Origin of the sequence: Burkholderia sp. E168m22, from assembly GCF_001319805.1 — a bacterium.
GTDB classification, from domain to species: domain Bacteria; phylum Pseudomonadota; class Gammaproteobacteria; order Burkholderiales; family Burkholderiaceae; genus Burkholderia; species Burkholderia orbicola.
Genome location: NZ_BBSK01000057.1, coordinates 1 through 7,942, shown reverse-complemented (window position 1 = coordinate 7,942; position 7,942 = coordinate 1). Strand labels below are relative to the sequence as shown.

At 65.5% G+C, this 7,942-nt stretch carries 9 protein-coding genes; 4 read left to right on the top strand and 5 right to left on the bottom strand.

Going from position 1 to position 7,942, the window contains the following annotated elements; translation table 11 throughout:
• Positions 1 to 63: 63 nt before the first annotated feature.
• The gene (locus AP428_RS14530) at positions 64 to 675 is read right to left on the bottom strand and encodes a septal ring lytic transglycosylase RlpA family protein (RefSeq protein ID WP_041489593.1); all 612 of its coding nucleotides are present in this window, start codon (positions 673 to 675) and stop codon (positions 64 to 66) included.
• A 655-nt stretch (positions 676 to 1,330) separates the two neighbouring features.
• On the opposite strand from AP428_RS14530, the gene AP428_RS14525 reads away from it, so the two are divergent.
• The 3 genes from AP428_RS14525 to AP428_RS14515 all read left to right on the top strand — a co-directional run bounded on the left by AP428_RS14525 (position 1,331) and on the right by AP428_RS14515 (position 3,181).
• Positions 1,331 to 1,975, top strand: coding sequence for an MBL fold metallo-hydrolase (locus tag AP428_RS14525; RefSeq protein ID WP_011694094.1), 645 nt, complete (start codon positions 1,331 to 1,333; stop codon positions 1,973 to 1,975).
• Positions 1,972 to 2,631 carry a hypothetical protein gene (locus AP428_RS14520; RefSeq protein WP_054928251.1) on the top strand — a complete coding sequence of 220 codons (660 nt, stop codon included), beginning with the start codon at positions 1,972 to 1,974 and terminating at the stop codon, positions 2,629 to 2,631. The genes AP428_RS14525 and AP428_RS14520 overlap by 4 nt, the downstream gene beginning before the upstream one ends.
• 79 nt (positions 2,632 to 2,710) lie before the next feature.
• Positions 2,711 to 3,181, top strand: a complete 471-nt coding sequence (locus AP428_RS14515; protein ID WP_006477376.1) for an Lrp/AsnC family transcriptional regulator — start codon at positions 2,711 to 2,713, stop codon at positions 3,179 to 3,181.
• A 70-nt stretch (positions 3,182 to 3,251) separates the two neighbouring features.
• Here AP428_RS14515 and AP428_RS14510 read toward each other — a convergent pair whose 3' ends face one another.
• The 3 genes from AP428_RS14510 to AP428_RS14500 all read right to left on the bottom strand — a co-directional run bounded on the left by AP428_RS14510 (position 3,252) and on the right by AP428_RS14500 (position 5,963).
• Positions 3,252 to 4,409, bottom strand: coding sequence for a cation diffusion facilitator family transporter (locus AP428_RS14510; protein ID WP_011694093.1), 1,158 nt, complete (start codon positions 4,407 to 4,409; stop codon positions 3,252 to 3,254).
• A 243-nt stretch (positions 4,410 to 4,652) separates the two neighbouring features.
• On the bottom strand, positions 4,653 to 4,946 hold the full coding sequence (locus AP428_RS14505) for an H-NS family nucleoid-associated regulatory protein (protein WP_006491875.1): 294 nt from the start codon (positions 4,944 to 4,946) through the stop codon (positions 4,653 to 4,655).
• Positions 4,947 to 5,303: 357 nt separating this feature from the next.
• On the bottom strand, positions 5,304 to 5,963 hold the full coding sequence (locus AP428_RS14500; protein WP_054928250.1) for a HugZ family protein: 660 nt from the start codon (positions 5,961 to 5,963) through the stop codon (positions 5,304 to 5,306).
• 187 nt (positions 5,964 to 6,150) lie between these two features.
• Between AP428_RS14500 and AP428_RS14495 the strand changes: the two genes are divergently transcribed.
• On the top strand, positions 6,151 to 7,368 hold the full coding sequence (locus AP428_RS14495; RefSeq protein ID WP_054928252.1) for an MFS transporter: 1,218 nt from the start codon (positions 6,151 to 6,153) through the stop codon (positions 7,366 to 7,368).
• A gap of 99 nt (positions 7,369 to 7,467) precedes the next feature.
• Here the strand turns inward: AP428_RS14495 and AP428_RS14490 are convergent.
• Positions 7,468 to 7,942: branched-chain amino acid ABC transporter substrate-binding protein (locus AP428_RS14490; protein WP_156349321.1), on the bottom strand; the 475-nt coding region annotated here is incomplete at its 5' end.

Genomic DNA, 7,942 nt, shown 5'->3' with positions numbered 1-7,942 from the left:
AAAGGGCTGCCGGAAGGCAGCCCTTTGCGCATGAGCGGACGATCCGCCGGATTATTTCGCCGGTTATTTCGCCGAGATCGACGCGAGCATTTCGTCGCGGGCCTCGCGCGCTTCCTGCGGCGACAGTCCTTCGATCTTCACGCGGCCCGTGCCGGCGTGCACGAGGCCGATCACCTTGGCCGCCGCATACGACAGGTCGAGTACGCGGCCACGCTTGAACGGCCCGCGATCGTTGACCTTCACGACGACCCACTTGCCGGTCGAGGCGTTCGTCACCTTGATGTACGACGACAGCGGCAGCGTGCGGTGCGCGGCGGTGAACGCGTTCATGTTGAAGCGTTCGCCGTTCGCGGTGCGGCGGCCGTGGAAATCCCGCCCGTACCACGATGCGCGGCCGCTCTGGCGGAACTCGGACACATCCTTGCCGTCGATCGGCTCGGCGTCCGCCAGCGACGACTTCTTCGCGTCCTTGCTGTCGGCGGCCGGCATCGATGCCAGCGCGGAATCGAAACTGAGCGGCTGCTTGTCGTCGTCCGCCTTCGCTGCGGCGGCCGTCTTGTCGACGGCCTTCTTCTGGTTCACGCTGCCGGTGGTCTGGCTGGATGGCACCGCACAGCCCGTCAGCGCAAAAAACAATGCAATGGTTCCGAATCGGCTCGGAAAACGTAAATTCATCGACGTGTCGCCTTCTGGTTCGGGCCGCATCGATACAACGCTGCTTCACAACGCAGAGATGCGGCCCGGACGGCAAATGCGTGCACGCCCCGCTCGAATGCGAGCAGGCGGCTAGCATGGGCGCGGCCTTCGTCCTGGCCGCAACCGTCCTGATTAGCTTTCACGTCTGGCGCAACCTGTCCCCAACAGCCTGACCAGACCCCACATGCCGCCATCGAACATGGCTTCACGTTCGCGCGCGTCGATACGACCAACGCACAGGAACGGCGGCACAGGCCTCATCCGGCGGCGCGGCAGCAGGGCCGCAGGCGGGCGCGCAGCACCCGGCCGGACAAGACGTGAGCACCGAATGTTCGGTGCTGGATACACCGCCGGACTCCCCGGCGGCCGATGCTTGACGGTGAATCGAACGCCTCGTTTAACGGGGCCGAAACACCAGCGAATTGCGTGAAATTCACGTGCAATGGAGCGCATTATACATAAATCAAAACCTTGTCTCGAAAAGCACCCCGGGCGCACCATTGATTCTCTCTATGACTGTAACAATCGGCATGCTCCGGGAATGCCCTGATCGGCACGCCGCCGCATGCATCGCACGCCCGGCAGCCCGTACGCGCGACCGGTACAATCGCTCCTTTTAGCCGCCGGTGCACCCATGAAAGTCACGCTCATTCCGGTCACGCCGTTCCAGCAGAACTGCTCGCTGCTCGTCTGCGAGAAGACGGGCCGCGCCGCCGTCGTCGATCCGGGCGGCGATCTCGACCGCATCGAACAGGAAGTCGCGCGGCAGAACGTGCAGGTCGAGAAGGTGCTGCTCACGCACGGGCACATCGACCACTGCGCGGGCGCGAAAACGCTCGCGACGCGCTACGGCGTGCCGATCGAGGGGCCGCAGGAAGAGGAACGCTTCTGGATCGAGAAGCTGCCGATGCAGAGCGAGCGCTTCGGCTTTCCGGCCGCCGACGTCTTCGAGCCCGACCAGTGGCTGAACGACGGCGACACCGTGCGGTTCGGCGACGAGACGCTCGAGGTCTATCACTGCCCGGGCCACACGCCCGGCCACGTCGTGTTCTTCAGCCGCGCACATCGCGTCGCGATCGTCGGCGACGTGCTGTTCGCGGGCTCGATCGGCCGGACCGATTTCCCGCGCGGCAATCACGAGGATCTCGTCCGTTCGATCAAGGAAAAACTGTGGCCGCTCGGCGACGACGTCACGTTCGTGCCCGGCCACGGCCCAGTGTCGACGTTCGGCGACGAGCGCCGCACGAACCCGTTCGTGTCCGACAAGGTATTCGGATGAACCAGACCGCCATCCCGGAAATTTACGTCAGCACCGACGTCGAGGCCGACGGCCCGATTCCCGGCCCGCACTCGATGCTGAGCTTCGCGTCGGCCGCCTATACCGAGGACAAGCAGCTGATCGCGACGTTCTCGGTGAACCTCGAGACGCTGCCCGGCGCACACGCGCACCCGGTGCAGGAAGCCTGGTGGAAGACCGAGCCGGAAGCCTGGGCCGCCTGCCGGCGCGACCTGCAGGCGCCCGAGGCGGCACTGGTCGCCTACGTCGAATGGGTCGAGGCGCTGCCCGGCAAGCCGGTGTTCGTCGCGATGCCGGCCGGCTTCGATTTCACGTTCATGTTCTGGTACATGATGCGTTTCGCGGGGCGCTGCCCGTTCTCGTGGTCGGCGCTCGACATCAAGACGCTCGCGTTCGCGATGACCGGCCTGCCGTACCGCAAGGCGATCAAGCCGCGCTTTCCGAAGCACTGGTTCGACGACCATCCGCACACGCACGTCGCGCTCGACGACGCGATCGAGCAAGGCGCGCTGTTCTGCAACATGCTCGCCGACCTGCGCCGGCAGCAAGCCGCGCTCGCGGGCCTCGCCGTGTCGGATACCGATCGGTCGGAAAGCGCGGGGGCGGGACAAAATCCCACGGATCCGCGAGCAAATTAGCGAATCTCGCTCAACGGCGCGTCGCCAGATTGCCTTTCCTTTCCCGGCCCTCTAACATTCAGCGTGTTGTAGCTGCCGCATGGAGGCGCAGGTGACGCTCGATTCCTTTTCGCAAAAAATCCTTCGCCTGTTGCAGCTCGACGCGCGCCGTTCCGTTCAGGAAATCTCCGACCAGGTCGGGCTGTCGAGCACGCCGTGCTGGCGCCGCATCAAGGACATGGAACAGTCGGGCGTGATCCAGCGCTACACGGCGCTGCTCGATCGCGAGAAGCTCGGCCTGCACGTCTGCGCGCTCGCGCACGTGCATCTGACGCGCCACAACGAAGGCGGCGTCGAGCAGTTCGAGCGCGAGATCGCGACCTGTCCGGAAGTCACCGAGTGCTACAGCACCACCGGCGAAGCCGATTACATCCTCAAGATCGTCGCGCCGGACATCAAGGCCTACGACGTGTTCCTGCACGAACGCATCTTCAAGATCCCGGCCGTGTCGCAGGTGCGCACGAGCGTCGTGCTGCGCGAAATCAAGTTCGACACGCAACTGCCGCTGTAACGCGCGGGCCCGCCCCTGCGGCGGGCCGCGTTCGCGGTTGCCGGCGGCGGTTGCCGGCTGGCGCTGCCGGTCACGTCCGCGCGGGCAACGTGCGCGTGAAGCTGATCCGGCGCGCGCCGAACTCACGCTTCAGCGTATCGATGTCGAGCCGGCCGGCCAGCGCCGCATCGGTGTCGCGCGGATCGCTGTCGAGCGTCACGTCGACCTCGAGCCCCGTACTCAGGTAATGCAGGTTGATCGCCGCCGCGCGCAGCCCGCGCTGCGCGAGCGCGGCCTCGAGCCGCGCCGCGAGCTCGCCGCGCGGCGGCAACGCGAGCGCCGGACGGCGCGCCGCATCGTTCTCCGGGTCGACGTGGATCAACGCATCGAGCACGCGCGGGTCGGACAACACACGCGCCCGCGCGGTCTCGGCGATGTAATGCCCTTCGGAGACGGAGATCTTCGGATCGACGAGGATGTGCGCATCGACGAGCGCGGCATCGCCCATCTTGCGCGTGCGCAGGTCGTGTACGTCGCGCACGCCGGGCGTCGCGGCGAGCAGCGCGCGGATCTCGGCCGTGTCGGCCGTATCGAGCGCGCGGTCGGAGAGGTCCTGCAACGCGTCATAGCCGAACGTCCAGCCCATGCGCGCGACCATGAAGCCGACGATGGCCGCCGCGATCGGGTCGAGCAATCGCACGCCGGCCAGGCTGCCGACGATGCCGATCGCGACGACGAGCGACGACGCGGCATCCGAACGCGCATGCCATGCGTTGGCGACCAGCATCGCCGAGCGCACGCGCCGTGCTTCGCGCAGCATGTAGCGAAACAGCGCTTCCTTCGACACGAGCACCGTCAGCGCAACGATCAGCGCGGAAAAATGCACGGCCGGAATGTTTTCGAGATTAACGAGACGGTCGCCGGCACGCCAGAGCATGCCGATACCGACCGCAATCAGGATCGCGCCGAGAAACAGCGACGCGACCGTCTCGTAGCGGCTATGGCCGTAATTGTGGTCGGCATCCGGCGATGCGCCGCTATGCCGATTCGCAACCAGCACGACAAAATCCGAGATCAAATCGGAAATCGAATGCACGCCGTCGGCAATCAATGCCTGCGAATGCGCAATCACGCCGACGGCAATCTGAAATGTCGCAAGCACGACATTCAGGACAATACTGACGAGCGTGCTCTTGCGCGCAACTGCGTGCTTATCTGCGCTCTGCGCGTCGCCGGAAAACGTGGACATGAAATATGAGATATCGGTGTGCGGTACGCAATTCTATCAAAGCCGCCGCGCAAGCCCTTCCAATACCCAAAAATTTCTCATTTAAATCAATCGCTTATACGAACGTGTCGCATTTTCATTCACACGACATGCTTACATTTTCATGACGATGCCGACGAGCCTGCCGGTGACCGGAAAACAAAAAAGCCGCGCTCCTCGACGGACACGCGGCTCTTTTGAAGAGCAGGTAACCTAAACGAACGTTTAAATCGCGAACTGCTCGCGGTTCTTGCCTGCGATCCAGCGCGGCGGCTTGCCACGACCCGACCACGTCGCGCCCGTTTCCGGATCGCGGTACTTTGCCGCCACGCCTGCGCGCGGACGACCGACCTTGCCGGCCTTCGCGCGGCTGAGACCGAGTTCGGCGAGCGAAAAGCCGTAGTCGGCAATTTTCTGCTTCACGTCATTCAGCACTTCAGCGTATTCACGCGACTTCGCTTCTTCGATTTGCTTCTCCAGCTTCTCCCGCTGGGCCAGCAGGTCCTTGTAAGAAGACATAGTTTCCCTTTCTATCTGACCAATGGCGCCGGTCTGCAGCCAGCTCACCATTCCATGAAATATATGTGCCTCGGATTTTCGAAGGCAGAGATTAGCACAAAAAAGATTTGATAGAAGCGAGATTCACGAAAATCCCGAGACCGATTGTAATTCGCACATGTCATTTTGACCGGACGCGGCCTTTTCTCAAATTTTCACGCTCCTACATAGAGATTAGGACATTAGCGATTGGCTATTAGGTCTATCAACATACGCAATTACCCTGCATTCGAAAAAATCAAAGCTTTCATCGGACGACAGTTTTGCGAAAACCACATGACGCGGTTTGCTAAACGGACAAATCGCTGACCCGCGACGTCACGTCACATCCTTTGCGCTGGCGATCAGCCGCTCGCGCAATGCACCGGTATCGGCCGATGGCGACTCGAACGGCGTGCGCACCCGGCGACCGTCGCATCGCCAGTCGGCGCCATGGCGATCGACGCCGAGCAGGTCGAGCCCGTCGCGGTGTGCATCGCCCGCCTCGTAGGCGTGCCACAGCGCCTGTTCGTCGTCGAACGCGAGCGGCGGCAGCGTATCGAGCTGCGTGCCGTCGACCCAGCCCATTCGCCCGAACCCGCCGATATAGCGCAGCCGCTCGATCTCGAGCGCCCAGAACGCGAAATCGCCGAGCGCGAGATAGCGCGCGGCGTCCGGCTCGTAGCGCAGGTAGCGCGCGGTGACGTGCGGATCGTCGCCGAGCGGCACGAACCGGCCCAGCAGCGTCGCGCGCTCGGCGTTCAGGACATCGCCGTCGCTTGCGTCGACGACGAGGAAACCCGCGCGCGGATCGGCAACGAGATTGCGCGTGTGCTCGGCCAGGCCGCTCACCAGGATCACCGGCCGATGGCTTGCATCGGGTGCAAACGGCACGACGGTCGGATACGGAAAGCCCTGCGGCTCGCGCGTATGGGTGGCGAGCGTGCCGAGCGCGCAGCGATGCAGCAGATGCAGGGCGAAGGCGGGATCGATGTTCAAGCGGACTCCTGCGGTCGAAAGGCGGCGCGTCGGGCATGCCGCATGCGCGTTGATGTTACCCGCTGGCGCCCCGCGCCGCGCATCGGCCGAACGGCCAGCGCGCGGCAGGAACGTAAGCGGTTCGATAGAATCGGACCCATCCGACGGGCGCCGCGTGCGCCCGTGCATTTTCCTGACGAGCCTTCCCGTGTCCCAATCCTCTTCCCCCGAATCGTCGTCCCCGTTCGCCGCGCCGCCCGACGCGCATCGCGTCCTGCCGCTGCCGGCCCGCCAGCGCGCGCGCACCGCGTCGATGGCGCTGTTCTTCGTCGCCGGCATGATGTACGCGTCGTGGGGCGTGCACGTGCCGACCGTGCGCGACAAGTTCGCGCTGAGCCCCGGGCTGCTGTCGATCGCGCTGTTCGCCGTCGCCGGCGGGTCGATCGTCGCGATGTTGAGCATCGCGCGCTGGATCGCGCGCGTCGGCTCGCGCACCGCGTGCCTCGCCGGCGGGCTCGTGATGTCCGCGTGCGCGGCGCTGATCCTCGTCGTCCCCGACTACTGGATGCTGCTCGCGGTGCTCGCGCTGTTCGGCTTCTCGATGGCGACGCTCGACGTCGCGATGAATGCCGAGGCCAGCGCGGTCGAAATCGCGCTCGGCAAACCGATCATGTCGTCGCTGCACGGGATGTTCAGCATCGGCGGGATGGCCGGCGCGGCGGCCGGCGGCGCGCTGCTGTCGGCCGGCATGGCGCCGGCCGCGCATCTCGCGCTCGCGGCGGCGGTGGGCGCCGCGGTGCTCGTGGCCGCGAGCCCGGCCGTGCTGCCGCACGTGCCGCATCACGAACAGGCGCACGGCGGCGGCAACCGCTGGCGCTCGCCCGCGTTGTGGATGCTCGGCGGCATCGCGCTGATCGCGCTGATCGCCGAAGGTGCGATGTACGACTGGGCGACGGTCTACATGCGTGACGTGGTCGCGGCGAGCCCCGCGCTCGCGAGTGCCGCGTATGCGGCGTTCTCGGGCGGGATGGCCATCGCGCGCTTCGCGGGCGACGCCGTGCGCGCCCGCTTCGGCGCGCCGCAGCTCGTGTTCGCGAGCGCGTCGCTCGCCTGCGCGGGGATGATCGGCGCGCTGCTGCTGCCGTATTCGGCCGCGGTGCTGACCGGTTTCACGCTGATGGGCCTCGGGCTGGCCAACATGATGCCCGTGCTGTTCGCGGCCGCGGCGCGCGTAAAAGGCATCCACGCGGCCGAAGGGCTCGCGCACGTGGCCGGGCTCGCGTATTTCGGACTGCTGTTCGGTCCGGTCGCGATCGGCGCGGTCGCGCAGGCGTCGAACCTGACGGTCGGCCTGTCGGTCGTCGCGCTGTGCGCGGCGCTCGTCGCACTCGTCGCGCCGAAGGTGCTCGCGCACCTGAAGATCTGACGGCGCGGCCGCACACGCCGGCCCAAAAAGAAAGCGCGCATGCGTTGCCGCATGCGCGCTTTCACCCTCCTGTCGACCGCTTGTCGATCGCGCGTCGCGTTACATCTTCACTTCGTCGAGCAGCGACTTCTTGCCGCTCTTGTAGTTGTACAGCGAGATCACGCCGTGCTGCAGGTCGCCCTTCGAGTCGAAGGTCGTCGTGCCGATCACGCCCGTGTACTTCGTCGCCGGCATCGCCGCGAGGATCTTGTCCGGGTCCGTCGAGTTCGCGCGCTTCATCGCGTCGGCGATGATGTACACGGCGTCATACGTGAACGGTGCATAGATCTGGATCGGCTGGCCGAAGCGCTTCTCGTACTTCGCCTTGAACGCGTTGCCGCCCGGCATCTTCTCGAGCGAAGCACCGGCTTCCGAGCACACGATGTTGTCGGTCGCGTCGCCGGCCAGGTCGGCCAGCTTTTCCGTGCACACGCCGTCGCCCGCGAAGATCTTCGCGCGCAGGCCGAGCTGCTTCGCCTGTTTCGCGAACGGACCGCCGGTGGCGTCCATGCCGCCGTACATGATCGCGTCCGGG